General features: G+C 62.4%; 17 protein-coding genes. All 17 read left to right on the top strand.

Annotation, left to right across the window (positions count from 1 at the left end; translation table 11 throughout):
- Positions 1–830: 830 nt before the first annotated feature.
- The 17 genes from M0D64_RS13465 (at position 831) to M0D64_RS13385 (ending at position 26,237) form a co-directional block, all read left to right on the top strand.
- A complete protein-coding gene (locus tag M0D64_RS13465; protein ID WP_266258040.1) occupies positions 831–8,894 on the top strand; it encodes an ESPR-type extended signal peptide-containing protein in 8,064 nt (2,687 codons plus the stop codon).
- A gap of 80 nt (positions 8,895–8,974) precedes the next feature.
- Positions 8,975–9,694, top strand: coding sequence for an OmpA family protein (locus M0D64_RS13460; RefSeq protein ID WP_266258039.1), 720 nt, complete (start codon positions 8,975–8,977; stop codon positions 9,692–9,694).
- A 413-nt stretch (positions 9,695–10,107) separates the two neighbouring features.
- Positions 10,108–11,151, top strand: a complete 1,044-nt coding sequence (locus M0D64_RS13455) for an NAD(P)-dependent alcohol dehydrogenase (protein WP_093632502.1) — start codon at positions 10,108–10,110, stop codon at positions 11,149–11,151.
- Between the two features lie 31 nt (positions 11,152–11,182).
- Positions 11,183–11,497, top strand: coding sequence for a hypothetical protein (locus M0D64_RS13450; RefSeq protein WP_266258038.1), 315 nt, complete (start codon positions 11,183–11,185; stop codon positions 11,495–11,497).
- On the top strand, positions 11,494–12,528 hold the full coding sequence (locus M0D64_RS13445; RefSeq protein WP_266258037.1) for a GTP-binding protein: 1,035 nt from the start codon (positions 11,494–11,496) through the stop codon (positions 12,526–12,528). Before M0D64_RS13450 ends, M0D64_RS13445 begins: the two co-directional genes overlap by 4 nt.
- Positions 12,525–13,619 (top strand): WD40 repeat domain-containing protein, encoded by a 1,095-nt coding sequence (locus tag M0D64_RS13440; protein WP_266258036.1) that lies wholly within the window; start codon positions 12,525–12,527, stop codon positions 13,617–13,619. The genes M0D64_RS13445 and M0D64_RS13440 overlap by 4 nt, the downstream gene beginning before the upstream one ends.
- Positions 13,620–13,660: 41 nt before the next feature.
- Complete coding sequence (locus M0D64_RS13435) at positions 13,661–13,864, top strand: hypothetical protein (RefSeq protein WP_171926410.1); 204 nt, start codon at positions 13,661–13,663, stop codon at positions 13,862–13,864.
- Between the two features lie 468 nt (positions 13,865–14,332).
- Entirely contained in the window at positions 14,333–16,003 is a 1,671-nt protein-coding gene (locus M0D64_RS13430) for an aromatic/alkene/methane monooxygenase hydroxylase/oxygenase subunit alpha (protein ID WP_093632506.1), read from the top strand.
- A gap of 74 nt (positions 16,004–16,077) precedes the next feature.
- Positions 16,078–17,160, top strand: coding sequence for an NADH:ubiquinone reductase (Na(+)-transporting) subunit F (locus M0D64_RS13425; protein WP_266258035.1), 1,083 nt, complete (start codon positions 16,078–16,080; stop codon positions 17,158–17,160).
- A gap of 62 nt (positions 17,161–17,222) precedes the next feature.
- Entirely contained in the window at positions 17,223–18,308 is a 1,086-nt protein-coding gene (locus M0D64_RS13420) for an aromatic/alkene monooxygenase hydroxylase subunit beta (protein ID WP_171926412.1), read from the top strand.
- A gap of 83 nt (positions 18,309–18,391) precedes the next feature.
- Positions 18,392–18,745 (top strand): MmoB/DmpM family protein, encoded by a 354-nt coding sequence (locus M0D64_RS13415; RefSeq protein ID WP_093632508.1) that lies wholly within the window; start codon positions 18,392–18,394, stop codon positions 18,743–18,745.
- An 81-nt stretch (positions 18,746–18,826) separates the two neighbouring features.
- Positions 18,827–19,852 (top strand): amidohydrolase family protein, encoded by a 1,026-nt coding sequence (locus tag M0D64_RS13410; protein ID WP_266258034.1) that lies wholly within the window; start codon positions 18,827–18,829, stop codon positions 19,850–19,852.
- Positions 19,849–20,688: a metal-sulfur cluster assembly factor gene (locus tag M0D64_RS13405; protein ID WP_266258033.1), complete on the top strand. Its 840-nt coding sequence runs from the start codon at positions 19,849–19,851 to the stop codon at positions 20,686–20,688. The genes M0D64_RS13410 and M0D64_RS13405 overlap by 4 nt, the downstream gene beginning before the upstream one ends.
- Before the next feature lie 68 nt (positions 20,689–20,756).
- Positions 20,757–22,394, top strand: coding sequence for a molecular chaperone GroEL (locus M0D64_RS13400; protein WP_171926415.1), 1,638 nt, complete (start codon positions 20,757–20,759; stop codon positions 22,392–22,394).
- 91 nt (positions 22,395–22,485) lie between these two features.
- Positions 22,486–22,692: a hypothetical protein gene (locus M0D64_RS13395; RefSeq protein ID WP_154561454.1), complete on the top strand. Its 207-nt coding sequence runs from the start codon at positions 22,486–22,488 to the stop codon at positions 22,690–22,692.
- Positions 22,693–22,753: 61 nt separating this feature from the next.
- The gene (locus tag M0D64_RS13390) at positions 22,754–24,073 is read left to right on the top strand and encodes an Nramp family divalent metal transporter (RefSeq protein WP_266258032.1); all 1,320 of its coding nucleotides are present in this window, start codon (positions 22,754–22,756) and stop codon (positions 24,071–24,073) included.
- 151 nt (positions 24,074–24,224) lie between these two features.
- Positions 24,225–26,237, top strand: coding sequence for a sigma-54-dependent Fis family transcriptional regulator (locus M0D64_RS13385; protein WP_323135762.1), 2,013 nt, complete (start codon positions 24,225–24,227; stop codon positions 26,235–26,237).
- The last annotated feature ends 209 nt before the right edge of the window (positions 26,238–26,446 follow it).

Here is a 26,446-nt window from a genome sequence, read left to right as displayed (position 1 = left end):
CGCGCATCGATGACTTTCGCAGCAAGGCCCGGCAGCCCGCTGGCAGCGATTTATGGCCGCAATGCAAACACCATGCCGCGTCGAGCGTGACGCAGTCCAAAGGCGAATTCGCAATAGGTTCATGGCTCACCAATTGTTAAATTTTGCAATGCCCAGATGTCGCAAAGGCTTTTTGTAGACAAATTAAAAGACCTATGAGAAAGTTCCCCGCGAGCACTTAACTTTCTTTTCATTACACGATTTAATAAAGAGAGATGTCGCATTCGATGCGAATAGCTTGGCGGCCTTCGTCTCACATAGTGCTCAAAATGTTGCGAGAAAGAAAAGCGGTGCGTGTAGCCTGGCGCAAGACTATTTGTCATGCCACGAGCCGAGGGAACGTTGCAACAGGCTACTCAGGGGCAGTAACGATGAATATCCCAGTCGGAACAGAGCCGGGCACTGGCTCGGCGAAGAAAGCGCATCAGTCTGGCCGGCAATTGGCGCTCCGCCACGCGACCGCCTTTCCTCTACGTCTCCCCTTCGGACCTTCATAACCCAGACATTCGTCGAACGCATCAGCGGCCAGCTCCGCCGAAAGCCGGCCATCGGACCGACCCTCATCGCCTAATTACTCATGCGAATTACATCGTCTGCGTGGGTATTCGCTCGCGCTCAGAATTCGTCATTCACCGAGGGCGGAAACAACTTGCCGAAGCTCCAGCGCTAAAGCAACTCGCGCCGTAGCGAGACGTCTTAAACACTATAAATAGGCATCCTTAGTAAATAGGGTGCATGCACACGCTCGTGCTTATGAACTTCTCATTTCAATTATCTGGTGAGGCAACGACATGAACAAAGCATATCGGACCATCTGGAACAAGGCGCTGGGCGCCTTCGTAGCCGCTTCGGAGTTGGACACGTCGCGCGGCAAGGGAAAGTCAGGAGCGGCTGCCTCCCTATGCGATGGGCGCAGCGGTGAACATGGTGCTTCGGCGCTGCACGGTTCCAGTCCGCGTGTCGTCACCGTACTGTTGTTGATGGGTTTGGGGGGGTGGGCCGCGCAGGCGCAGGCGCAGGTGAGCTGCGCTACGGCACCCTTCAACTTCTATAGCGGCAGCACCACGTGCGTGGGCTTTCAGTCCACGGCCTCTGGAGGCGGAGCCACTGCGGTAGGTTATGCCGCCAACAGTACGGGACTTAATGCCTTGTCCGTTGGCTTTCAAGCCATTGCCAGTGCTACCAACGCTATCTACCTGGGTGCGCGCAGCGCCGGGGGTACCGGCGCGACCGCACAGTCGGCGATTGCCATTGGCACGGATGTCGCCGCTACCGGAACGTCGGCCATCGGTGTTGGCCTTGACGTCGTCTCGAGCGGCAACCAGTCGACTGCCGTCGGCCCCTTGGCGAAAGCAACTGGAGATAACGGCGTTGCACTGGGCGCGAGCGCCAACGCTGCCGCGTCGGGCGTCGTCGCGTTGGGCAGCGGAGCCACCGGTTCGCAAACCAACGGTGTAGCCGTTGGCTCGGGAGCCAGTGCCACTGGTGTCAACGCCGTTTATCTGGGAGCGCGCACCGTCGCGGGTACCGGTTCGACGGGGATATCGTCCATTGCCATTGGCACCGACGTTACCTCGAACGCTGACTATGCCACCGCGATTGGCTTCCAGGCGGTGGTGAGCGGGCCTGGAGCCGTCGGGATGGGTTATATCGCCACAGCCTCCGGGACGCATGCTGTCGCAGTCGGTTTTCAATCCATCGCAAGCGGCCTCAACGCCGTTTATCTTGGGCCGCGTGCCGTCGCAGGCACGGGCGCAACGGCGGCGGGTGCGATTGGCATTGGCACGGACGTGACTGCATCCGGTCCCTCTTCGCTGGCCGCCGGCACAGTGTCCAAAGCCACGGCACAGAATGCGGTGGCATTGGGGGCGGGCGCCGCCGCCTCAGGGCTCAACTCGCTCGGCATGATGAACGGCTCCAATGCGAGTGGTGCTAATGCGATAGCGTTGGGCGGAGCGGATTCTGTCGCGGAAGGCGGCGCGTCTGCCCCAGCGACGGTGGCGGGCGCCGCGGCGTCGGGCATCCGCGCCATTGCGATTGGCTCTGGCGCGAGCTCGGCTGGCTCCTCGTCCATTGCGATAGGCGATTCGGCTCAGACGGGAGCCAATACCGATGCCGTCGCCATGGGTACCTCAGCAACGGCTAACGCGACCAATGCCTCTGCCATAGGCAATGGCGCACGTGCGCTCGCCGCCTCCACGGTTGCCATCGGCGACGGCAGCACCGTCGCTGCCGCAGCCGGCGCGGGTTCATTCGCCGGCGGGCACAACTCACTGGTACTCGGCGGGACGGGCGCAGTGGCGCTCGGTCAGGCGCAGACCGCCAGCGGCAACGGCGCGGTCGCGATTGGCGATCCCAATACCGCGACCGGCAATGGTGCTGTCGCTGTGGGTGCGAACAATACCGCCACGGGCGATGGCGCGGTAGCGCAGGGCAACGGCAATACCGCCAATGGTCAAGGCGCCGTCGCGCTGGGCAACGCGAGCAACGCGAACGGCGCGAGCGCGCTGGCACTTGGCGATTCGGCGGTGGCCAACCAGGCCCGTGCGATCGCGCTGGGTGCCGGCGCGTCAGCCAGCAACGCGAACGACGTCGCGTTGGGTGCGGGCAGTACAACGGCAGCGCCACATACGGGCACCACTGCGCTTTACGGCGGCACGGCGGCCGGGATCGCGAGCGCGGCCAATGGCGTGGTGTCGGTCGGCTCGGCTGGGAAGGAGCGGCAACTGCAGAACGTGGCGGCGGGCGTGATTTCGGCCGCCAGCACCGATGCCATCAACGGCTCGCAACTGAATACTGTCGTCACCGGCGTCAATAACCTGGGCACGTCGACAGCAAGCACATTAGGCGGCGGCGCCAGCTATAGCGCAGCCACCGGCAATCTCACCGGCTTTAGCCAGCCGATCAACAGCGTCAGCAGTACCGGGGCCGTGACCGGACCTACGGCGCAGACGACGGTTGCGGGTGCTTTGACTGCGCTGAACACGAACATTGATAACACTGCAAATATCGCGGTCAAGTACGACGCGGCGGGTGGCACGAAGATCACCCTCGGTGCGACCGGCGGCGTGGGCGCACCCGCGGGCGGCGTCACTATCACCAACCTCGCCGCGGGGGTCAATCCAACCGATGCGGTGAACGTCAGTCAGTTGACCAGCTCGACCACCTCGGCGGCAAACAGGTGGATCACCGGTAATCCGACCACATATACGGCGCCAACGGCGACCGGCACCAACAGCACAGCGGTGGGTTCGGGGGCGGTGGCCAACGGCGCGGGGGATGTCGCGCTCGGTAACGGCACGACCAGCAACGGAGCGGACGCGACCACCACCTACACGACGGCCAATGCCGTGGTGAACGGCCAGACTTTCACCGTACACCAGGCGCCGACCAACGGTGCGGTGGCGGTCGGTCAGCGCCAGATTACCCAACTGGCCGACGGCGAGGTGAGCGCCACCAGCACCGATGCGGTGAATGGCAGCCAGTTGTACAACGTCGGCCATACGCTGAGCGGCCAGGTGACCGGTCTGGGCAACAGTGCGGCCTCCAGCCTGGGCGGTGGCAGCACCTATAACACCACGACCGGTGCGTTGACCACCAGCCTGAGCTACGGCGGCAATACCTATACCTCAGTGCAGAATCTGGTCAACGCCTTGACTGGTGGCGGCACGACGCCGGGCATCAAGTACTTCCACGCTAACTCGAGTGCACCGGACAGCCAGGCGCTGGGCGCCAACAGTGTCGCGATCGGACCGAACGCGTCGGCCAGCAACGCGAATGACGTTGCCCTGGGTGCGGGAAGTACGACCGCAGCGCCGCACGCGGGTACCACTGCGCTCTATGGCGGCACCGCGGCCGGCATCGCGAGCGCGGCCAACGGCGTGGTGTCGGTCGGCTCTGCCGGGCAGGAACGGCAACTGCAGAATGTGGCGGCAGGCGTGATTTCGGCGACCAGCACCGATGCTATCAACGGCTCGCAGCTGAATACTGTCGTCACCGGCGTCAATAACCTGGGCACGTCGACAGCGAGCACATTGGGCGGCGGCGCCAGCTATAGCGCAGCTACCGGCAATCTCACTGGCTTTAGCCAGCCGATCAACAGCGTCAGCAGTACCGGAGCCGTAACCGGACCCTCGGCGCAGACGACGGTTGCGGGTGCTTTGACTGCGCTGAACACGAATATCGATAACACGGCGAATATCGCGGTCAAATACGACGCGGCTGGTGGTACGAAGATCACCCTCGGTGCGACTGGCGGAGTGGGAGCCGGGTCCCCGGTGACGATTACCAACATGGCGCCGGCTGCGTTGAACGCAACGAGCACGGACGCTGTGAATGGGTCGCAATTGTTTGCAACGAACCAGAATCTGACGTCTATCGTCAACGGCCAGTCTGGTCCATTTGTATCGAACAACAGTGTGACGGCAGTACAACCGGTATCGAGCGGAGCCAATGCCAGTGCCGGTGGTTTCGGCGCGAGTGCGACGGGTGCATCCTCCACGGTGCTGGGCAACCAGTCTACTGACAACGGTAATGCCGATGCGACGGTATTGGGCCAGGGCGCGAGCATTTCGGCTGGCACGACCGGCAGCAATGTTGCACTGGGCCAGGGCAGCACTGTGACAACTGGCGCTGTCGCCACCACCGGTGCGATCATTGGCGGCACGGCTTATACATTTGCCGGCGGTGCGCCGGCAGGTGTCGTGAGCGTGGGCACGACAGGCGCTGACCGGCAGATTGCAAATGTGGCGGCAGGGCAACTGAGCGCCACGAGCACGAACGCGGTGAACGGTTCGCAGCTGTTTGCAACCAACCAGCAGGTAACGGTCAATACCACGGCGATCTCCAACATCAACAATGGCGCCGGGATCAAATATTTCCACACCAATTCGGTGCTGGCGGACAGCGTTCCAACTGGCACCAACGCGATTGCCGTGGGGCCGGCTGCCAATGCTTTCGGCAACGATTCAATCGCCCAGGGCCTGAATGCGGTAGCCGGCGTGAATGGCGCGCCGACGACGGCCAACGATATTGCCTTGGGCAACGGGGCTCAAGCCACGGGCGGCGATTCGATCGCCCAGGGTACCGGGGCAACCGCGAACACGGCCGGTGCCATAGCGATTGGTCAGACGGCAACGGCGACAGGTGGCAAGGCCGTGTCGATTGGCGTTGGCAATACTGCCAGCGGCAATGGCGCGGTCGCCATCGGCGATCCGAACTCGGCGATCGGGACCGGTGCGATAACCATGGGCGCGAACAATACGTCCAACGGCCAGGGCGCGGTGGCGCTCGGCAATGCCAATACAGCGACTGGGCAGGGCGCTGTCGCGCTCGGCAATGCATCGCAAGCGAACAATGCCGGTTCGGTTGCGTTCGGCGACGCTGCTACGGTGTCGGCCGCGGCGACGCAAGGTGTCGCGATCGGATCCGGAGCCACGGTCACCAATGCCGGCGCGGTGGCACTGGGTGCGGGAAGCACGACGGCCGCAGCGGTGGGGACGCCAGGGGCAACCATCAACGGCACCGCCTACACGTTTGCGGGCACCACGCCGGCGAGTACGGTGAGTGTCGGCAAGGTGGGCGCGGAACGCACCGTGACGAATGTTGCCGCGGGCCGGTTGAGCGCGACCAGTACCGACGCCGTGAACGGCTCGCAGTTGTATGCGACCGATCAGGCAGTCGACACTCTTTCCTCGACGGTAACCGCCAACAAGACGCATTACTACAGCGTCAACGACGGCGGTACACAGGGCGCCAACTATGCCGACGACGGCGCCACTGGCGTTAACGCCCTCGCTGCGGGTGTCGGCGCCCTGGCTTCGGGGGTAAGCAGCACGGCGCTGGGCAACGGTGCCCAGGCGCTGGCGAACAACGCAACTGCATTCGGGCTGCAAGCGACTGCTTCGATCGTCGGCGGTGTGGCGATCGGATCGGGATCGGTTTCAGATCGCACGGTTCTGCCCGGAGTCGGATCTATCGCCAACGGCTCCCACGCGATTCCGTTCAATACCTCCGACGAGACCTTGCTGGGTGCGGTGTCCGTCGGCAGTAGCACCGCCTACCGTCAGTTGACCAATGTCGCCGACGGCACGCAGGCGCAAGACGCAGTCACCGTCAGGCAACTCGCGGGCGCATTGTCATCGTTCTCGGTGACGGGCACGAACTATTTTCACGCGAATTCGACGGCGGCCGATTCGCTGGCCGTGGGCGCGCAGTCGATCGCTGTCGGACCGACGACCGTCGTCAACGGAGACAACGGCGTCGGTGTCGGCGACGGGGCAGTGGTCGATACGACGGCGCCTGGTGGGATCGCAATCGGCCAGCAAACGCATTCGGCAGCGGCCGACGCCATGGCGCTCGGCAGCGGCGCAGTCGCGAGCGGTGCGCAGTCGATCGCGCAAGGTGCCAACGCGAATGCCGCTAACCAGGGCGGCGTTGCTGTGGGCTCCGGCGCGCAGAGTAGCGCCACGGACGCCGTAGCGCTTGGAGCAGGGGCGAGCTCGACGTTTGCCAATAGCGTGGCGCTGGGCAGCGCATCGACAACAGCCGCGGCGGTGCCGACGACAGGCGTCACGATCAACGGCACGGCCTACACGTACGCCGGGACTGCTCCGACGAGCACGGTGAGCGTGGGCAGCGTAGGCAACGAGCGCACGGTGACCAACGTGGCGGCAGGCCGGGTGAGCGCGTCCAGTACCGACGCGGTGAACGGCTCGCAGCTATATGCGACCGATCAGGCAGTCAGCAGTCTGTCAACGACGATAACCGCCAACAAGACGCACTACTACAGCGTCAACGACGGCGGTACTCAGAGTGCCAACTACGCCGACGACGGCGCCACCGGCACCAACGCGCTTGCGGCGGGCGTGGCCGCCACCGCGGCCGGCGCCAACAGCACGGCCCTGGGTCAGGGCGCGGTGGCCAATAACGCCAATGCCGTTGCGCTGGGCAGCGGTTCGACCACGGCTGCGGCAGTGGTAACGACCGGCGACACGATCAACGGCACGGCCTACACGTACGCAGGGACTGCCCCGACGAGCACGGTGAGCGTGGGCAGCGCAGGTAACGAGCGTACGGTGACCAACGTGGCGGCTGGCCGGGTGAGTGCGGCCAGTACCGACGCGGTGAACGGCTCGCAGCTCTACGCGACGGATCAGGCGGTCGGCAGCCTCGCCAGCGTAGTGACGGCCAGCAAGACGCACTACTACAGCGTCAACGATGGCGGCACGCAGGGCGGCAACTACAACAACGATGGCGCCACCGGTACCAACGCACTGGCGGCGGGCGTGGGGGCAACCGCAAGCGGCGTGAGCAGCTTCGCCGGCGGCAACGGCGCTGCCGCACAGGCGGACAACGCGCTTGCACTGGGCGCTCTGTCGAGCGCATCGGTGGCCGGCGGGGTCGCCATCGGCTCTGGCTCGGTGTCCAACCGCGCGGTTCTCTCCGGCATCGGTTCGATCGCCAACGGCACCCATGCGATTCCCTTCAACACGTCGGATCAAACGCTGCTCGGCGCAGTGTCTTTCGGCAGCGCGGCCGGCAATACGTATCGCCAGTTGACCAACGTCGCGGACGGCACGCAGGCGCAGGATGCGGTGACCATCAGGCAGCTTGCCGGCGCGCTGTCGTCGTTCGCCGTTAGCGGACAGATGTACTTTCACGCGAACTCGACGGCGGCGGATTCGCTCGCGGTCGGCGCGCAGTCGATTGCCGTCGGACCGACGACGGTGGTCAACGGTGACAACGGCGTGGGCATCGGCAACGGGGCAATCGTCGATTCGACGGCACCGGGTGGCGTCGCGATCGGCGAAAGCTCGAATGCGGCACAGGCCGACGCAATTGCGCTCGGCAGCGGCTCCATCGCAAGCGGCGCCCAGTCGATCGCGCAAGGAGCGAACGCAAAGGCTGCAAATGCAGGTGGCATTGCTATCGGCTCGGGTGCGCAAAGCAGCGCCATCGATGCGGTCGCGATGGGTTCAGGCGCGAGCGCGTCGATGGCAAACAGCGTTGCGCTAGGCGCGGGATCGGTGACGACGGTTGGCGCGTTGAGCAACTACATCGCGTACGGGTTGAGCAGTCCGCAGTCGTCCGCGGGCGAGGTCAATATCGGCAATCGGCAGATCACCGGCGTGGCAGCCGGCAAGGCCGGCACCGACGCGGTGAACGTAAGCCAGCTTGCCGCAGTCACCACGCAGTTGACCACGCTGATCAATAATCAAAACGGGGGCGGCGGTGCCCCCTTCTCGTCCACTCCTGGTTCTTCACCCGCGTCCACCGGATCGAATTCTTCGGCGGGCGGGCAGGGCTCGGTAGCTTCCGGCTCGAATAGCACGGCGGTCGGCAACAGTTCGCAAGCCAGCGCGAATGGCGCGACCGCTGTGGGTGTCGGCGCAGCCGCGAGCGGGAATAACTCGGTGGCGCTGGGTTCCAATAGCACGGACGGGGGCCGCAGCAACGTGGTATCCGTCGGCGCACTTAACGATACGCGGCAGGTGGCGAATGTGGCGGCGGGTACGCAGGGGACGGATGCAGTCAACGTGAACCAGCTCAATGCCGGGCTCGCGCAGGCGAATGCCTATACCGATCAACGGGTGGACCAGTTGCAATCGGGCATCAACTCCGTCGCGCGCAACGCTTATTCCGGTATCGCCGCAGCGACGGCATTGACGATGATTCCGGAGGTCGACAAGGACAGAACCTTGTCATTTGGCGTCGGCACGGCGGGTTTTCGCGGCTATCAGGCCGTCGCGCTGGGCGGAACCGCGCGCATCACCGAGAACATCAAGATGAAAGCCGGTGTGGGCATGAGTCCCGGCGGCACGACCTTCGGGATGGGCGCGGCCATGCAATGGTAAAGCGCAGACGCCCTCGCTCAAGTGCGGACAACATGATCGTGCTCCGAACCGGACGTACGAAAAACAGTATGGAGAACACAATGAAGCAGCTTTCTGGATGGGGCTTATCGCTGAGCCTTGCTTTGCTTGCCGGATGTTCGAGTGCCTCTGGGCCGACGTTTAATGCTTACACGGTCACGGCCGAGGACGGTACGAGGCTTCATCAGGTCGAATGTCATGGGCTCTTCGAGGGGCCTGCCACATGCATGAAGGTGGCCCAGCAGATATGCCGCGGAGAACCTGTTCGAGCGGTGCAGAAGGTCGGGCGCCTCCAGGCGGATAATGACGACGCCGATGTAACGCGACGACTCACCTTCGCGTGCGGTGGAGCGCCTGATACCGCGCCTGCAGCGGCCGCGCAGCCGGGCGCGTCCGAGCAAACGGTCGCCCAGTTCGTGCTGCAAACCGATACCCTGTTTGCCTTTGGGCAGTCCAGTCTGGCTTCGATCTTGCCGGGCGGCGCGGCCAACCTCGAGCAGGTCATCGCGCGTATCAAGCAACGAAGCGGTATTCAATCCATTTCGGTAGTCGGCCATACCGACCGCCTCGGGCCGGAAACGCTCAACCAGCCATTGTCACTGGCCCGTGCAGAGACGATACGGGAATACATGGTCAATCATGGGCTGAACGGTGAGGTGATTCACGCGACGGGAGTGGGCTCTCGTGACTCAACAACCCAATGTCCAGTCGGCGAGAGCAGGGCAGTTATCGCTTGCCTTCAACCGGACAGGCGGGTTTCTATCGAAGTTCGCGCGCAGTGAGATGGCTCAGCGCCGAACCGACTCGAGATGAACGAGCGAACGTTCGGCGCTGGGCGTACACGCGCGGCCCTGCCAGGTGCGCCATGCGCTTGGCTCCGCCGCGCGATGCCTTGAAAAGCCGCGCACTTCAGCAAAAGCGATATGTCCCATTTTGAAACAGACGCGGCGGTCTGTCTCTAACCCTATGTCCGATTTTGCGACAGTACGGGCCGTTCACGATCGGCGTTATGTTCTGCGCGCAGCAGTCCCTCCTTGTCCATCACGCAAACTGCGCCCACTCCTGGTGATTTCAGGATCATTGGCACAGGGCTTGCTCAGAAAGAGATAGAAAAAGTCGCAAGCGTCCGAGGCGAGTCGTGCAGTGGCCGGCCACATGCTCGAACTCGAAACACAACGATTGGAGGAGGCGAAACGTGAAAGCCGCAGTGCTGCATCAGTACGACGAGTCATTGTCCCGCGACGAATTCGTGCGCTACGAAGAGTTCGCGGATCCGAAAATCGAACGCCCCACCGACGTGATCGTCCGTATCGGAGGCGCCGGTGTGTGCCGCACCGATCTTCACGTTGTTGAAGGCATATGGCGCAGCAAGGTCGACGTGGCTTTGCCCTACATCATGGGCCATGAGAATGCCGGCTGGGTCGAAGCGGTCGGACGCGGCGTCGAAAGCGTGAAGGTGGGTGATCCGGTGATCTGCCATCCGCTGGTGACGAGCGGCCATTGTCTTGCATGCCGCCGTGGCGACGATATGCACGCGACCGACAGCCGGTTTCCCGGCATCAATGCGAATGGCGGCTATGCCCAGTATCTGCTGACCGGCGAACGCTCGCTGATTCAGCTACCGAAGTCGCTCGCGCCTAAAGACGTCGCACCTTATACCGACGCCGGACTCACGGCGTATCGCGCGGCAAAAAAGGCGTCGCGCCACCTGCTTCCCGGCCAGTTCGCGGTCGTGATCGGCGCCGGCGGCCTGGGTCACATCGGCATTCAGGTATTGAACGCACTGTGCGCGGCGGAAATCATCGTGGTCGATCGGTCTGAGACCGCGCTGCAGCTTGCGAAGGAATGCGGCGCGCACCATACCGTCAAGGGCGATGGAAACGAAGTCGAGAGCGTGCTTGAGTTGACTGGCGGCAACGGCGCGGAGGCGGTCATCGATTTTGTCGGCGAAGGCGACGCGATCGCCAAGGGACTCGCCATGACGCGCAACGCCGGGTTCTATTACATCGTCGGCTATGGCGGGAAGATCGAGTTGCCGACCATCGACATGATCACCAGCGAGAAAACGATTGTCGGCAATCTGGTCGGCACCTATCCCGAGCTGGTCGAATTGATGGCGCTGGCCGACCGTGGACTGGTTCATCTGGCGACCCGGGAATATCGCTTGAGCGACGCGAACCAGGCGCTCAAGGATCTGCACCACGGCAAGATCAAGGGCCGTGCGGTGCTGATTCCGTAGCGGATCGGCTTCGGCCGGAAGGGAGAACACCGTGGCGCAGCAAGACGCAATGCGGCTCTTTGAGCGCATGCGACTGGTCATCGCACTGACTGAGGTCAACTCCCACCACTTGCGCGGCGAAAGCCGGCGTGCGGGCGCCGAGATCGAGTTGGCGTGCGCGCTGGCAAGCGAGAAGCGCGACGGCGTCTCACCCGATGGAACGCGGAACATCGCGCAATTGCGTGAACGGCTGAGCGACGCCGAACGCGCGTTGCAGGCGATCGAATCCGAGCGCGCCCGGCTCGAAGACGAGTTGGTCAATCTCGATGCGACGCTTCCGGGCGCAAACCAGGGGGGCTGGCAATGAATCGAATCCCGGTCACTGTTCTCACCGGTTTTCTCGGCGCGGGTAAGACCACGCTGCTCAATCGCATTCTGCGTGAGCAGCATGGCCGGCGCTATGCGGTGATCGTCAATGAATTCGGCGCGATCGGTATCGACGGCGATCTAGTCGTGGGCGCTGAAGACGAAGTTGTCGAGCTGAATAACGGCTGTATCTGCTGCAAGGTACGGGGCGACCTGATTCGCGTGGTGTCGGGGCTCGTCAGACGCAAGGGCGGTTTCGATGGAATCCTGATCGAAACATCCGGTTTGGCGGACCCCGCGCCCGTGGTGCAAACATTCTTTATCGACGATCTCATCCGGCAGCACACGCGTCTCGACAGCGTGATCTGCGTCGTCGATGCCTGCCACCTGCAAGCGCGCCTCTCCGACAGTCGCGAGGCTGCGGAGCAACTCGCGCAAGCGGACATCGTGCTGCTCAACAAGACCGACCTGGTCGACATGGCTGGGCTCGCGGCGATACAGGAGGAAATCCGGCGCATCAACCCGACCGCGGAACTGCTACCCAGTGTCAGATGTGCGGTGCCACTCGCTACGCTGCTCGATCGCGGTGCGTTCGATCTCAAGCGTATGCATCTCGCCCCGTCGCAAGACGAGGGTAGCGCGTTGCCGCGTGGCGACCGCAGCTATCGCTATGTTCCCGTCGACTCTCGCGTTGATTCTCGCGCTTCCATCCATCGCGGACGGCACAGTCACGACATAGACAGCGTGTCGTTGCGCGTCGACAAGCCCCTCGAGCGCACCCGCTTCCTCTCGTGGCTGCAGCAACTGGTGGTAGAGCAAGGCCAGGATCTGCTGCGGGCGAAAGGCATCGTCGATCTGGCCGGATCGGAGCGCCGCTTCGTCTTCCAGGGCGTGCACATGACGATGGACACGGACTTCGACCGGCCCTGGCGAGTGGACGAACATCGCGATAGCCGGTTGGTGTTCATCGGGCGCAATCTTGATCGGCGCGGCTTGCGCGAGAGCATCCGACACTGTGAGATCGACTCATGAATGCGCCCCCGCCTCTGATCGAGTTGCTCGGCGCGCGTTGGGTGGCGGAGGCGCCCGTCGTCGCGGCCGTCTGGGATGCCACCGGGCTATACGCCGGCTTCGCGCTGGGTGACGGCACGCTGGCGCTCGCAACCGGCACATGGGAAGGCGGGCCACGGCTCACGCCGCGCGAGAGCGGCGGTGTCGAGTTCGTGCAGGCGCAAGCGCCGCCCACGCCACTGGCGCGCTTTAGCGTCCACGAGAGCACCTGCCTTGGGCTTGCCGCCGACCCCGGAGGAGGATTTCTCAGCGGCGGAGACGACGGCCGCCTAGTCCACCTGGCCGTCGATGGCGCCAGCCAAGTCCTCGTGGACAAGGCCGGCGAGTGGATCGACCTGGTCGCCGCGAGTCCTGCAGGCGTCCGCGCCTATGCAACCGGCCGCCGGGTCCACTTGCTGGGGACGAAGCCCGGCAGTCTGACACTACCCGGCTCTGCGACGGCCCTCGCTTTCGATCCCACCGGCACGCAAGTGGCGATCTCGCATCAGGGCGGAGTCACGCTATGGTCCGCTGACACCCATGAACAACGTCATCTGGCGTGGCCCGGTTATCACCGCACCGTCGCGTGGAGCCCTGACGGCCGCTATCTGGTGAGCGGTATGGAAGAAAACGCGCTGCACGGCTGGCGGCTCTCCGACGGTGGCGACATCGAAATGGGAGGGTACCCGGGGCAACCCCGATCGCTATCTTTTTCCGCGGACAGTCGGTTTCTTGCGACGAGCGGTGGTCTGCGGCCCGTCTGCTGGCGGTTCGATCCGCCCGGCGGCGATGACCAGCCGCACGAATGCGGCGTGGCCAGCAAGACGCCGGTCAGCCAGGTCGCCTGCCATCCCACGCATCCGCTGATTGCAGTGGGTTACCACAGCGGTGCGGTGCTGCTGTGCCAGCCGGGCAGCGGCGATGTCCTGGTCATCAAGCATTCCGGCAGCAGTCCGGTCAGCACCGTTGCATGGTCCCCTGACGGCGCACGGTTGGCGTTGGGCACGGAGGCCGGCGAGCTTGCGCTCGTGTTCTTGCCGGACCTGTTATTCCGCTTCAGAAGTCCGGGATGAGCGTGTAACGAGATTCATCACATGCCAGGAAGGAGGCAGCTATGAATGAGCAATACCCGTCCAAGGACCAGTTCTTCGAGCGGTTAGGCTCGCTCGCAGACGCGATGATCGCGGCCTATGGCAAAGATTTCGCCATGGGCGCCATGATCCTCGCCGCGCGCTTTGTCGCCGAGGGCAAGCCGCCTGGCGATAACTCTCCCAGCGTGATCTATAAGGGCGAGAGTCACGGGGGGATCGGCCTGTAGTAGCAGTTCGCACCTGAATTTTTTGCGGTTCCTCTGGCCGTCATTCACGAAGTTAGATAAGTACACCAGATTATTTATTCGGCAGAGGATGCGTCCCAATATCGGACAGGTCCGTCGAACAAGAATGTCGCATAACACAACAGAACACTTGCGCTGATGGCTTCACAAAGACCTGTTTGCACGGCTCAGCCTCATCAACCCTGAGCCAACGTTGCCTGGCACGCTTATCGCTCTATTAAGGCAAGTCACAAGGAAAGCGTTGCAGTCCCGAAGCGCAAAGCAGAAATGGCAGGAGACACGTTCATGAAGAACGAATCTGGACATACGTCCTTCAGCATTGCTCCCGCCAATTTTCGCTAGCGTGGTTCGACTACACCCGCGTTGTTGACTCTGGCCGCGGCACGAGCCAGCCCTGCCCCGAAGCGTCGCCGTACGACGGTTATCGTGAAATGGAACAAGGAGAGCCCAATGTCTGATGGATTAACGCTAAACAAGATCACCTCGCAGCGAGGGATCAGTATCGGCGAGGCGGCCCGTCGCGTCGCCGATCTCGGCTGGACACCCAGTTACGTCCAGGAAGCGATGACCTTCCCGACCGACTACAAGATCAGCAAGGCGCCGCGCGACCCGATGAAGCAGGTGCTGCGCTCGTATTTTCCGATGCAGGAGGAAAAGGATAACCGCGTCTATGGCGCACTCGACGCGGCGTTGCGCGGCGACATGTTCCGCAATGTCGAGCCGCGCTGGGTCGAGTGGATGAAGCTGTTCCTTGCGATCATCCCGTTCCCGGAAATCTCGGCGGCACGTTCGATGGCGATGCTTGGACGGCTCGCGCCCGGCGAAGAACTGCGAACCGGCTTCACGATGCAGATGGTCGACGAGTTCCGGCACTCGACGATCCAGATGAATCTGAAGAAGTGGTACATGGAGAACTATATCGACCCCGCCGGGTTCGATATTACCGAGGCGGCATTCGGCAAATGCTACGCCACCACCATCGGCCGTCAGTTCGCCGAAGGCTTCCTCACCGGCGATGCGGTCACGGCGGCCAACGTGTTTCTGCAGGTGGTCGCTGAAACGGCATTCACCAATACGCTGTTTGTTGCCATGCCGTCGGAAGCGGCACGCAACGGCGACTATGCGTTGCCGACGGTGTTTCTTTCGGTGCAGTCCGATGAAAGCCGGCACATCGGCAATGGCCATTCGCTGGTGATGTCGATCATCAACGACCCGGACAACCACCTGCTGCTCGAGCGCGACCTGCGCTACGCCTTCTGGCAAAACCACGCGATCGTCGACGCGGCCATCGGCACCTTCATCGAATACGGCACCGCGGATCGCGACAAGAACAAGGAATCGTATGCCGAGCTGTGGCACCGGTGGATCTATGAGGATTACTACCGTACCTACATGCTGCCGCTGGAAAAGTACGGTATCAAGATCCATCACGACGATGTCGCCGCCGCGTGGGATCGGATCGTCAAACAGAACTATGTCCACAAGGTCGCGCAGTTCTTTGCCGTGGGCTGGCCGGTCAACTTCTGGCGCATCGAAGCGCAGACCGAAAAAGACTTCGAGTGGTTCGAGCACAAGTACCCGGGCTGGTACGCCGAATTCGGCGACTTCTGGAAGTGGTACGCGAAGAAGAGCGTGCCCGGCGAGACCAACATGCTGTTCGACCAGGAGAACGGCTATGTGTATCCGCACCGCTGCTGGAGCTGTCTGGTGCCGTGCCTGATCCGTGAAGACTTCGTGGTCGACGAGGTCGATGGTCAGCTCTATACGTACTGCTCGGAGTTGTGCCGCTGGACTCACAAGGTGGCGTTCGCCTCGGAATACGAGGGGCGGCCGACTCCGGCAATGGGACGCTTCAGCGGACGCCGCGAATGGGAAGAGTGCTACCACGGCTGGGATCTGGCCGATTGCATCAAGGATCTCGGCTTCGTGCGCAGTGACGGCAAGACGCTGGTGCCACAGCCGCATCTGCGGTTCGACGACAGGAACATGTGGACGCTCGACGATGTTCGCGGCCACACGATCCAGAGCCCGATCGTTTTGCTGCGCAACATGACGCCGGAACAGCGCGAGAAGCACATCGCCGAGTATCGCGCCGGTTTCAAGATCAATCCGGTGAACTGACGAGGCCATGTCGTCCGGCGGCAGCGGTGCGGCTGCCCCGGACGAACGAAAAGCGTGAGGTGGGCGACATGGACATGAGTGACACGCAAGAGAAGAGGGCCGACATGCCGGACGCAGAAGAGGACAAGGTACTTCATACCGTGCGATTCGAACCGGTCGGCGTGGAGATGACGGTTGAGGAGGGCGAGACCGTGCTCGATGCCGCTTTTCGCCAGGGTATCTCGGTGATGCATGGGTGCAAGGAGGGGCAGTGCAGCAGTTGCAAGTCTTTGCTGATCGAGGGCGATGTCGAAATGAAGAAGTACTCGACCTTCGCTTTGCCTGACTACGAGCGCGAGACCAATCACATCCTGTTGTGCCGGGCGCTCGCCTTCAGCGATCTGACAGTCGAACTGCTGAACTACGACGAAGACCTCATGCGCCGTTCGATAGCCGTGAGTGAATACGACGCAACGCTAACGAAGATCACCGCGCTGACGCATGACATCAGGCTGCTGGAAGTGGAGTTGTCCCGGCCGCTGCGCTTCTGGGCGGGTCAGTATGTGGACCTGACGATTCCGGGCCTCGGCATTACGCGATCGTTCTCGATGGCGAGCACGCCAAACGGTCAGAGAAAGCTCGAATTCATCATCAAGAAGTATCCCAACGGCGCCTTCTCGTCGCAACTGGACGGCGGTCTGAAGCCGGGCGACAGGCTGGTGGCGAAGGGACCGTACGGCACATGTTTCCGGCGCGAGGACCAACCGGGGCCACTGGTGCTGGTAGGCGGAGGGTCGGGGATGTCGCCGCTGTGGTCGATCCTCAACGATCACGTGCAAAGCGGCGAAGAACGACCGATTCGTTTCTTCTACGGCGCTCGCAGCCGTCGCGATCTGTTCTATCTCGACGATTTCGAGGAACTGGAGGACCGGCTGCCTGATTTCCGCTTTATTCCGGCGCTTTCCGACGCCGAGCCGGGCGATGACTGGACCGGCGCGACCGGCTTCATTCACGAAGTGCTGGGCCGCGCATTGCGCGAGGAATCGCTGGACGGTGAGATCGACGCGTACACATGCGGTCCGACGCCGATGATCGACGCAGTGATGCCGGTCCTGCAGATGGCGGGCGTCGCGCCCGAGCGGCTCTATTTCGACAAATTTACCCAGGCTATTCGCTGACGGAAGCCAAGGCATCGCGCCAGATCGAAAGTCCGATAACCGAAAGAGGAAGGAGGAGCAACATGAGCACGTCGCTACAGGAAGTCGCACCGTTGAAGTCAGGCGCAGCCGGCGCGGCCCAGTTTGCGGGCTCGGAGAGCCGCAAATACAACTACTTCGAACCCAAGGGACGCAAGGCGACCCACTACGAGGACATGACCGTCGATGTCCAGCCGGACCCGAAGCGCTATCTGCTTCAGGACTGGATTCTCGCGTTCGCGGATGGTACGCCGACCTATTCGGAAACGTGGACGGCAGTCAAAAGCACGGACTGGCATAAATTCCGTGCGGTCGACGAGGAGTGGGAACGCACGCATTACCAGCGTCAGTCGACGATCGTTGGCATGATCACCGGCGCCGTCAACAACGCGCGGCGCTCGGGCGCGGTGAAGCGCTTCGATAAGACCTGGGTCAAGGTGCTGGAGCAGCATCTTGGCGCGTACAAGCATGCGGAGTTCGGCCTCGGCACCGCCACCATGCACGCCCAGCGCTACGGCTATACGCAGATGATCAATAGCGCGATCCTGACCAACGCCTCCTACAAGCTGCGCTTCGCTCAGGACCTGACGCTCTACCTGGGTGAGATCGCACTGGACCTGGCGAATATGGATCTAGACGCCGGCAAGGAGCATTGGCTGAACGATCCCATCTGGCAGGAAACGCGTCGGGCCGTCGAGGCTATCGGCGGCGCCACCGATTTCCTCGAAAAGTACTTTGCGGTGAATGTCGTGTTCGAGCCGATGGTGGCGGACCTGTTCCGCAGCGGTTTCATCATGCAGGTCGCCGCTTCGCAGAACGACTTCCTGACGCCCACGGTCGTGTCCGCAGCGGAGGGGGACTACGAGCGCAATCTGGCCAATGCGGTTGAACTGTTTCACATGCTGGCCAACGATCCGAGGCACGGCGAGGCCAATCGGAAGCTGTTCGGCGAGTGGCTGGAGAAGCACGGTGCGCTTGCCGCCTCAGCAGCGAAGCACCTGCAGCCGATCTGGTCGATTCCGCATGTGAAGACGGCGCAGTTCAATGACTGCCTGAACAGTTCGATCGAGCGGGCGGAGATGATTGCCAGAGAGATTGGCGTCCACTTTCCGCTGGCACTCCAGGCCTGACGGGTTCCTTGCCCAGTTGATCCAACCGCGCAAGCTAACGGCATAACCCAACCGCACAACCCAACCGCGAAGAGGAGTACGCAATGTCAGTGCACAACGACAACATTTTCAAGTCGATGAAAGATGTTCGCTTCGAGCAGACCATTTCCCATCAGTGCGGCGTCACGATGAACGACAGCGTCGAGGCTCGTGCTATCGCCGAATTGATGACCCATAAGCCCGGCATCACGGTGACCTATCTGCCCGCCATGATCCGGATCGATGGGCAGGGCAAGATCGAATTCAAAATGGGCGAGATCAGCGAAGCGCTGGGCCGGGAGATGACCCCGCATCTGTTCGAGATATCCACCTCGACTCACTATGGGCGGATGGTGATGGTCGATGACGAGACCGTCGTGCTGTTCGGCAACATGGACGACGCGATGGCCTACGAATGATCGTGCAGCCTGCTATCTGATGAGGCGTCCGGCCACCCTGACGGGTGGCCACCCCTCGCAACAACCACGGAGACACATGCCATGTATCGAACCACGGACGGTGAAGACATCTTCATCATCGACGGACACGTCCATCTATGGGACGGCAGCAAGGCCAACTTGAAGAACGTGCATGGCCAGCAGTTCATCGATTGCTTTTACGCGTATCACTCGAACCTGAGTCCCAAGGAGTATTTGTGGCCGAAGGAGAAGTTCGACAACTACGGCCCGGAAGCCATGTATGACGACCTGTTCGTCAAAGGTTACGACGACATGGCGATCTGCCAGCCGACTTACCTCACGGACTTTTACAAGAACGGATTCAACACGACTGAGAAAAATTACGAGCTGAAGAAAAAACACCCGCACCGTTTCATCGTCAATGGCGCGTTCGATCCGCGCGACGGCGAGGCGGGACTCGACTACCTGGACGAGCTGTCCGAGACGTACGGGATCAAGGGCGTCAAGCTCTACACGGCGGAGTGGCGCGGTGACAGCAAGGGTTACAAGCTGTCGGACCCCAGCGTGCAGAAGTACCTGGAACGCTGCGAGAAGCTCGGCATCAAGAACATCCACGTCCACAAGGGTCCGACGATCCTGCCGCTGAATCGCGACGCTTTCGACGTTGCCGATGTCGACGACGCAGCGACCAGCTTCCAGAACCTGAACTTCATCGTCGAGCACTGCGGTCTGCCGCGACTGGACGATTTCTGCTGGATCGCGACCCAGGAGACGAACGTCTACGGCGGTCTTGCGGTGGTGCTGCCGTTCATTCACACGCGTCCGGAGTACTTCGCGCATGTGATCTCGGAGCTGCTGTTCTGGATCGGCGAAGACAAGATCCTGTACGGCAGCGACTATGGCATCTGGTCGCCCAAATGGCTGATCGAGAAGTTCATGGCCTTCGAATTGCCGGAGTCCGTCAGCAAGGAAACCGGTGTGCAACTGTCGCTGACGGCGAAGAAGAAGATTCTCGGGCTCAACGCGGCGCGGTTGTACGGTATTGACGTCGAGGCGCAGAAGAAGTTGCTGAAGGATGTCCGGCAGCCGGCTGCGGTCGGGGCATGAATACCATGGCCGCCACGAACGCGAAAGCCGCAACGGCCGCCGTCGATCGGACCGCCGAGGTGTGGGCGCAACTCGCATCGGTCGCCGACCCTGAACTCGACGAATCGGTGACCGAGCTGGGTTTCGTCACCCGCGTGGAGGTGGACGCAGGCGGCGGCGTGCAGATTGGCTTCCGCTTGCCGACTTACTGGTGCGCCGCCAACTTCGCCTTCCTGATGGCCGACGACATGCGCATTGCTGTCGCGGGCTTACCGTGGGTGACGAAGGTGACGATCGGACTCGGCGAACATATGTATGCCGACGAGATCAACCGTGGCGTGGCGGCCGGGCGGTCATTCCAGGACACCTTTGGCGCTGAGGCCAGCGGCGAACTCGAGGACATCCGCCGGACCTTCATGGTCAAGGCTTTTCAGCGGCGACAGGAAGCGCTCCTGACGTCACTGCTCGAACGCGGCCTTGAACCCGCGCGGCTCGTGCGCATGAGCGTGGCTGAACTCGCTGGCTTGCCTGACGATTCGGTAAGCCGGCGACTCGTGGAACGCTACCTGGAGCGGCGCTTCGTCGTCAGAGGCTGTGCCAATGGTGCCGCCCACGCCGACGAAGCAGCTTTCGTCGACAGCCAGGGTGCGTTGCTCGATGCGGATGGGCTTGGCGCCTACCTGCGTGCCTTGCGGCGGGTCGGCGTCAATGCGGAATTCAACAGTGCTTTGTGTCGCGGCTTGCTGGCGGCGCGGTACGGCGAGGCGGACGCAGCCGCAGCCGCGCCACAAGTCGAGATCAAGCCCGTGCACTTCGTGCCTGTCGGCGACTGGAAGAGGGCCGTCGGGCCGGCGTAATTCGGCAACACTGCGGTATCAGTTCGAAATGTAGCAATCCAGAATATTCCAACAGGAGGAGATGAATCATGCCGAATATCATGCTGCACGACGACGAGGCCCGCATGGCGCTCGGCCGCGGTGTCGCCAAACTGGCCAAAGCGGTACGAGGCACGCTCGGCCCTCGCGGAATGAATGCGATCATCGACCGCCCGATTGGCACGCCGATCATCTCGCGCGATGGTGTGAGCATCGCCAACGAGATCGAATTGGAAGATCCGTTCGAAAACATCGGTGCGCAGGTGGTGCGCGAAGTCTCGAAGCAGACCAATGAAGTCGCCGGCGACGGCACCACCACGGCCACCGTGCTGGCCGATGCATTGGTCCAGGAGGGTCTCGCCAGTCTCGCAGACGGCGCCAACCCCGTTGAACTGGTTCAGGGGCTGGAGATCGCGGTAGACGAGGTGATCGCGGCGCTCAGGCGGGCAGCGACACCGCTGCGCGGGAGCGAAGAGGTGCGCGCCGTGGCCGTGGTCGCCGCCAATGACGAGGTCACCGGCGCGATGGTGGCCGAAGCGCTCGAGCGAGTGGGTCCCGATGGCATCGTCGACGTCGAGTACGGCACGACGGTCGAAACCCGTCTCGAAGTGGTCGATGGGATGGCGTTCGATCGCGGCTACCTCTCTCACCATATGGTTACGGACATCGAGAGAATGCAGGTGGTGCTCGACAATCCGCTCATTCTGATGACCGATCAGCGGCTGCAGTCGGCAGAGGAAGTGGCGGCGCTACAGGCGCTTGCGGCACACAGCAAACGCCCGCTGCTGATCATTGCGGAGGAGGTTGCCCCCGCCTGTGTCATGGCCCTGCTGGCGTGGCGGGACAACGGCGGGGTGCCGGTGGCGGCGATTCATCCGCCGGAGTACGGCCATTGGCGCAAGGCCATGCTCGAGGATATCGCTATCGTCACAGGCGGGCGGGTGATCGCCCGTGATCTGGGCGGCAAGCTAGAAGCCACGGAACTGCGCGATCTTGGCAGCGCACGGCAGGTACGCATCTCGTCGAACCAGACCATCATTACCGCTGGCGGCGGCGATCCGGCTGCCGTTGCCGCACGCCGTCAGCAGGTCGCGCGTCAGTATGAGATGGCCCCGGAGAATGTCGAGCGCGACAAATTTCAGGTGCGTCTCGCCAAGCTGTCCGGCGGTACCGCGATGATCCTCGCCGGCGGCGCCACGCCGGTCGAACAGAAGCGCCGGCTTCATCTGATCGAGGACGCAATCAATGCGGCACGCGCGGCGATTGCCGAGGGCATCGTGCCAGGCGGCGGGATGGCGCTGCTGCGCGTGTCCGCCGAACTCGAAGGCGTGATTGCGCGGACCCACGGCAGTGTGCAACAGGGTGCGAGATTGCTGCAGCGCGTGCTGGCGAAGCCGCTCTATCACATCGCGACCAATTGCGGCCTTGACGGCGCGGCGATCGTGTCCGAGGCGGTGCGTGCGAAACCGGGCGTGGGTCTAGACGCCCGCACGGGCAAGTTCGTCAACCTGATGGAGGCGGGCATCATCGATCCGGTCAAGGTCAGCTATAGCGCGGTACGCAACGCTGCTTCGGTCGCCGGCTTGATTCTGACCACCCAGACACTGATTGCCAAAAAGCCGGACACGATCGATCCGACCGCCGGCCCGGCGCTTGGCGCCGGCGCCGAATTGCTCGGCCGGAAATAGTGACACTACAACCGGTCGTCGGGTCGAGGACCGGCAAAAAAACGGCCGCTGCCGGCGTGTTTCGGGCGGCCATCAATAGACGGAGACAACAATGGATATCGGCGCGACTCCCCGATTCAATGCCGTCGCGATGGCGGCTCGGTACCTTGGTGCAATGTCCTCGATTCGCCTGCTCAAGCTCGCGTCGGGGGGGACAATCACATTCTGCGGTACATTGATTATTGTGTCCGATATGGGCACGGCGGCCGCTCCGCTGTTGCGAGGCATATTCGGTGCAATCAGCAGTGCGATGCCGTGAATGCCATGCCTGCCCGTTAAATCGGGCACGCCTGTCATTTTCATGAGCAAGGAGCCAGAGCTTGGATGATCGCGTTCGTAAGGCAGCCAGACCGGCGACGAGAACCGAGCGCACAACGCTTGCGGTCAGAGAGGTATTGGAAGGCCGCCGGCGCGGCGCACTGATGCTGCTGCCGTTTGCTGGACCGGCAGTGGTGGTCTCTGTTGCCTATATGGATCCGGGCAACTTTGCGACGAATATTCAGGCGGGCGCCAGATACGGTTACACGTTGCTCTGGGTGGTGCTGTTGGCAAACCTTGTGGCGATGCTGTTTCAGGCACTCTCGGCGAAGCTCGGCATCGTCACGGGGCGAAACCTCGCGGAGCTATGCCGCGAACGGTTTCCGAAACCTGTCTTGCTGATCATGTGGGGGGTAAGCGAAATTGCCGCGATGGCAACCGATCTGGCCGAATTTCTCGGCGGCGCGATCGGACTCTCGTTACTGTTTCATATGCCCTTGCTCGCCGGTATGGCGGTCACGGCGGTAGTGACTTACGGCCTGCTGTTGTTCGAGAGCGCCGGTTTCCGTCCCCTTGAACTGGCGATCGGGGCACTCGTCGGCATCATTGGGTTGTCCTACCTTGCCGAGCTGTTCATTGCGCCGATCGCATGGCCGAGTGTCTTAGTCCATACGTTTTCCCCTCAATTGCCCGACGCGAATGCGCTCACGATCGCCGTCGGTATCGTGGGTGCAACGGTGATGCCGCACGCGCTTTTCCTGCACTCCGGGCTAACGCAACGGCGAGCACCCGCGAGAACGGAGCGCGAGCGGGCAACGTTGCTGAAATTCTCGAATATCGAGGTCGTTATCGCATTGACCATCGCCGGTCTCATCAATATGGCGATGGTTATCATGGCCGCAGGTGCATTTCATCACGGGCATCCTGAGGTGGCGGAGATCGAAACGGCCTATCACACGCTGGCGCCGCTATTAGGCATTGGGGCGGCAGGGATTTTTCTGTTGTCGCTGATCGCTTCGGGCATATCGAGTTCCGTGGTCGGCACGATGGCGGGTCAGATGATCATGCAAGGGTTCGTGGGCTTTCGCATTCCGTTATGGTTGCGCCGGGCCGTCACGATGGTGCCGAGTTTTGTCGTGGTAGCGCTTGGGGTCAATGCGACTCAGGCGCTCGTCCTCAGTCAGGTTGTATTGAGCCTCGCGTTGCCGCTGCCGATGGCCGCGTTGCTATGGTTCACCTGCCACGAGGACGTGATGGGCATATACAAAAATCGCGCGTTCATCGCCGTGATCGCCACGCTGGCGGCATTCGTGGTCTTATTGTTCAATGTCGTGTTGATACTGCAAACGTTCGGCGTCGAGATTCCTGGCTTGCCAGGCTGAATTCGCGTTGCAGGCATATACTAATCAGCGATCGCGCCGCTGGGTTTGACTGACAGTCGAACAAAAAAGCACGCCGCGACATACTTGCGAGTCACGCCGAAGCCAGCCGCAGAGCAGGTTCCGGGCTGACCCATCGCATAGGAGGAGAGTTGTGACGAGACAGCAGCTCAGCACCATGTCGGGTCTTGGCAATCAGGCCGCTATGCGCCGGGTAGTGGCTAACGCGCAGCGTGCGAACGACCGTCACTCGGACAGAGTCACGATGCTCGCTTGGGAGCGTTTTCTCGCGGGCGAGCCGTCCACGTCCGCGCCTTCGGCCCTGATCGACTCCTGGCGACGCAGTCTGCAATCCGGGGTCAATCCCACTGCGGGATCGGCACCGTTCGCGGTTCATGGCGACGCAGTCGAGGCGCTGCGTTGGCGGCACCGGGAGTTGCTGGCGGCGTCTGATCGTCTTTTCACCGTGACCGCTGATCTCTTTGCGGATTCGCATTCGATCCTGCTGCTCACCAATCAGGATGGCGTGATTCTCAAGGCCGCGGGAGACTTGCGGACGTTGGCGGCCGGCGAAAAAATTCATTTGACGATGGGCGGCGACTGGCGTGAAGGCCAGGCCGGCACCAACGGCATCGGCACCACGCTCGCCACCGGCCACCCCACCTATATCCACGGCTCCGAGCACTTCTGCGAAGGGATCAAGTCGTGGAGTTGCGCGGCGGCGCCGATTTGCGAACCTGGCACCGGCAAGATTCTCGGCGTGCTCGACATTTCCGGGCCGCCTTCCACCTATCAGATCAACAACCTCACCTTGGCGGTAACGGCCGCGCGTCAGATTGAAATGGTGCTGGCCGAGCAGGCGGCTCGCGAGCATATGCGCCTCTTGGCCTTCTGTCTGCAGCGCCTGTCGTCGTCCGATGCAACCGGGATGATCGCGATTGATCGGGCCGGGCGGCTTGTGCATACCACCGGCCGGGTGCCATTGCCGGTCAGCATCGGAGAACGCTTCCCCGGTATGGATGAGACCTCCGCGGTGGAGGACTGGGCGCAACATCTGCCCAAAGGCTTGCATGCCGATTGGCTCAACCCGGTTGTGGTCGATGGCAACACGATCGGCGCCATGCTCGTTGTTCCCGTGCGATCGCAACCCATCAACGCCCGGATCGCCGAGCGCAGTGGCGAGGCCGATCCGCAGCGCAGTTGCTTCGCGCAGATCCAGGGGCAAAGTGCAGCAATGCTGGCCGCCATCAACCGGGGTCGTCAACTTGCCCGCAGGCGTGTTCCGGTTCTGATCGAGGGCGAAACCGGGGTCGGCAAGGAACTCTTCGCGCGCGCCATACATGGCGAAGAAGGAGGCGGCGGGCCTTTCGTCGCGTACAACTGCGGAGCGGCGTCGAAAGAACTGATCGCCAGCGAGTTGTTCGGTCACGTGCGTGGTGCCTTTACGGGCGCGACTGCCGAAGGGCGGCCGGGCCGATTCGAACTGGCTCACGGCGGCACGCTATGTCTCGACGAAATCGGAGAGATGCCGCTCGAACTTCAACCGGTCCTGCTGCGCGCCCTCGAGGAGGGCGTCATTTACCGGCTAGGGGACACTCAGCCGCGGCGCGTCGACGTGCGCCTGCTGGCAATGACCAATCGCAATCTGCGCGAAGAGGTCGACTCGGGCCACTTCCGACGCGATCTCTATTACCGCATCAGCGTGACGCGCATCCGCATTCCACCGCTGCGCGAACGGGACATCGACATCGATCTCCTCGTCGCGTTTTTCAACCGGCGACTCGCGCAACGCCACGCAGTGCCCGAGCGACGACTAAGCGACGAAATCATGGCGGTGCTACGCGCTTATTCATGGCCCGGCAATGTCAGGGAGATGCGCAACGTCATCGAAAATCTGCTCCTGACGTCCAGCGAAGAGGCGGTGACGCTCGATGAGCTGCCTGCTGAGCTGCTCGACGAAACCGGCACCGCCGGCGTTGTACTGCCTGTGCACAAGCAATCGGGCAGTCTGGAGGAAACGGAGCGTTTGGCCATCGTCCGGGCGGTGCAGGATGCTCACGGCAATCTCGCCCAGGCGGCCCGCTCATTGGGTGTCTCGCGTAGCACGCTATATCGCAAGCTGGAACTCTATCAACTGGACGCCATCGCCAGAACGACAGGCGAATGAGGCGTTGCCGCCTGACCTGCTGCCAACTGCACCGCCCCGGGAATCGTGAAGACGGGTTGGTTTAAGTTGATACCGGTGCAGCAGCGCCCGCTCGTGCGCAACACATAACTTTTATCTATCGCGCCTTTTGATTAATTTGATGCCGGCAGCGCTGAATAATCGTCCGCGGTGAGCCGTTATACAACGATGCTCTCGGGATCCACCGCACG

This window comes from Paraburkholderia sp. WS6, assembly GCF_030464835.1.
In the GTDB taxonomy this organism is placed as follows: Bacteria; Pseudomonadota; Gammaproteobacteria; order Burkholderiales; family Burkholderiaceae; genus Paraburkholderia; species Paraburkholderia madseniana.
Note: the sequence above shows the minus strand (reverse complement) of the source record. Positions and strands in the feature narration are given on the sequence as shown.

What these genes read in the sequence shown, in the direction of transcription:
- M0D64_RS13415 (WP_093632508.1), top strand. Translation starts at nt 18,392, where the DNA reads ATGTCAGTGCACAACGACAACATTTTCAAGTCGATGAAAGATGTTCGC.
- M0D64_RS13465 (WP_266258040.1), top strand. Translation starts at nt 831, where the DNA reads ATGAACAAAGCATATCGGACCATCTGGAACAAGGCGCTGGGCGCCTTC.
- M0D64_RS13460 (WP_266258039.1), top strand. Translation starts at nt 8,975, where the DNA reads ATGAAGCAGCTTTCTGGATGGGGCTTATCGCTGAGCCTTGCTTTGCTT.
- M0D64_RS13420 (WP_171926412.1), top strand. Translation starts at nt 17,223, where the DNA reads ATGAGCACGTCGCTACAGGAAGTCGCACCGTTGAAGTCAGGCGCAGCC.
- M0D64_RS13445 (WP_266258037.1), top strand. Translation starts at nt 11,494, where the DNA reads ATGAATCGAATCCCGGTCACTGTTCTCACCGGTTTTCTCGGCGCGGGT.
- M0D64_RS13400 (WP_171926415.1), top strand. Translation starts at nt 20,757, where the DNA reads ATGCCGAATATCATGCTGCACGACGACGAGGCCCGCATGGCGCTCGGC.
- M0D64_RS13405 (WP_266258033.1), top strand. Translation starts at nt 19,849, where the DNA reads ATGAATACCATGGCCGCCACGAACGCGAAAGCCGCAACGGCCGCCGTC.
- M0D64_RS13425 (WP_266258035.1), top strand. Translation starts at nt 16,078, where the DNA reads ATGAGTGACACGCAAGAGAAGAGGGCCGACATGCCGGACGCAGAAGAG.
- M0D64_RS13435 (WP_171926410.1), top strand. Translation starts at nt 13,661, where the DNA reads ATGAATGAGCAATACCCGTCCAAGGACCAGTTCTTCGAGCGGTTAGGC.
- M0D64_RS13410 (WP_266258034.1), top strand. Translation starts at nt 18,827, where the DNA reads ATGTATCGAACCACGGACGGTGAAGACATCTTCATCATCGACGGACAC.
- M0D64_RS13440 (WP_266258036.1), top strand. Translation starts at nt 12,525, where the DNA reads ATGAATGCGCCCCCGCCTCTGATCGAGTTGCTCGGCGCGCGTTGGGTG.
- M0D64_RS13395 (WP_154561454.1), top strand. Translation starts at nt 22,486, where the DNA reads ATGGATATCGGCGCGACTCCCCGATTCAATGCCGTCGCGATGGCGGCT.
- M0D64_RS13430 (WP_093632506.1), top strand. Translation starts at nt 14,333, where the DNA reads ATGTCTGATGGATTAACGCTAAACAAGATCACCTCGCAGCGAGGGATC.